This is a genomic window from Streptomyces sp. NPDC029044 (assembly GCF_040637495.1).
In the GTDB taxonomy this organism is placed as follows: Bacteria; Actinomycetota; Actinomycetes; order Streptomycetales; family Streptomycetaceae; genus Streptomyces.
The window spans coordinates 1-1,605 of sequence record NZ_JBEZWN010000155.1; the positions used below are offsets into that span (position 1 = coordinate 1).

Below are 1,605 nucleotides of genomic sequence, written 5' to 3' on the forward strand. Positions count from 1 at the left end.
GGCCGGGAGCCGTCGACGTGCGTCCGGGGACTCCATGTTGGCCCGGTCGTGGTCGTCCGGGCGGCCGATGGCCGACCAGTACATGTCGAACTCGTGGGCGTGTGACTGGCCCTGCGTTTTCGTCAGATCGAGCACCAACTCGTCCAAGTTCAGGTTGAGCAGCGGGGCCGTGGCGGAGGTTCGGCCGCAGCCGGACGCCCCTCGCCTCCCGCCGGGGGATCCGGTCAGGACACCCCGACGCCGCGCAGCAGGGTGTCGACCACGACGTCCGCCGCCTGCGCGGGGCTCAGTTCGGGCAGCTGCCGGGATGCGAGGTGCATGAGCTGGGGCAGCAGCGCACCCGCCCACCCCTGCGGGAGCCCGGACCGCAGAAGTCCCTCCTGCGTGGCCCGTTGGAGGAAGGCGTCGACCTCGCGGACGGACGCGTCCCGGCGGGCGCGGACGCTGTCGTCGGCGAGCATGCGGGCGAGGTCGATAGGCCATGTGCGGTTCACGGCGATGGTGTTCTCGACGTAGCGGTGCAGGGCGACGGCGACGGGGGCTTCGCGCAGCCGCGCGTCCTCGATGGCGTGCTCGATGGCCGCGAGGCGGGCGGCGTGGATCGCGGCCAGAAGGTCCTCGCGGGAGGCGAAGCGCCGGTAGACGGTGCGACGGTCCACACCGGCCTCGGCGGCGATGGTCGCGACACTCGCGCCCGGGTCGGCGGCGAGCATGCGCGCTCCGGTGGTCAGGACGGCTTCCAGATTGCGCGCGGCGTCGGCTCTCACGGCTTCGAGTCTAGCCATGCCCTGTGAAGTCTGAGGCATCTAGTGCCTCACTGGTGCGAAGGTAAGCTCGGTTAATCGCTACATGCTTGTAGCATTTGAGCGCTGGCGGGGGCCGTCACGACAGACCGAAACGTCACCCGTCAGATTGGTGACCACATGCGGAGGGTGTATGTGCGAGGCTGGTCCCGTGCGGACGTATTCGGGCGAGAAAGGTGATGCGTCATGAGTGATGTCGAAGAGAGGGCGCTGCTGGCGGGTGGCTGCTTCTGGGGGATGCAGGAGCTGATCCGCTCGCTCCCCGGAGTGATCCGGACGCGGGTCGGCTACAGCGGCGACGACGACAAGCCCCACGCCACCTACCGTGACCACGGAAAGCACGCGGAGTCGATCGAGATCGTGTTCGATCCGACCGCCACCGACTACCGGGCGATTCTGGAGTACTTCTTCCAGATCCACGACCCGACCACGAGGGACCGGCAGGGCAACGACATCGGCCTGAGCTACCGCTCCGCCATCTTCTACCTCGACGACGAGCAGCGGCGCGTCGCGCAGGACACCATCGCCGACGTCGAGGCGTCCGGGCTGTGGCCGGGCCCCGTGGTGACCGAGGTGGTGCCGGCCGGCGCGTTCTGGGAGGCCGAGCCCGAGCACCAGGACTACCTCCAGCGCTACCCGGACGGCTACACCTGTCACTTCCCGCGCCCGAACTGGCGGTTGCCCAGGCGCGGCTGATCCGGACTGCCGACGCGTCGCCGAGGCCGGTCCCTCGACGCCGGTTCAGGTCCTGGGCCTGACCAACGTCCCGGGTGCGGGCGACAACTTCCTGGTGGTCGACGAG

Annotated in this window: 2 protein-coding genes; one reads left to right on the forward strand and one right to left on the reverse strand. The window is 69.5% G+C overall.

Translation table 11 applies throughout. The features are described 5' to 3' along the window. Positions 1–224 precede the first annotated feature (224 nt). Positions 225–713, reverse strand: a complete 489-nt coding sequence (locus tag AB0E85_RS39940; protein WP_361937658.1) for a TetR family transcriptional regulator — start codon at positions 711–713, stop codon at positions 225–227. 276 nt (positions 714–989) lie between these two features. Here AB0E85_RS39940 and msrA point away from each other — a divergent pair, with 276 nt between their 5' ends. Beyond that, the gene (gene msrA / locus AB0E85_RS39945) at positions 990–1,499 is read left to right on the forward strand and encodes a peptide-methionine (S)-S-oxide reductase MsrA (protein WP_361937657.1); all 510 of its coding nucleotides are present in this window, start codon (positions 990–992) and stop codon (positions 1,497–1,499) included. Positions 1,500–1,605: the final 106 nt, after the last annotated feature.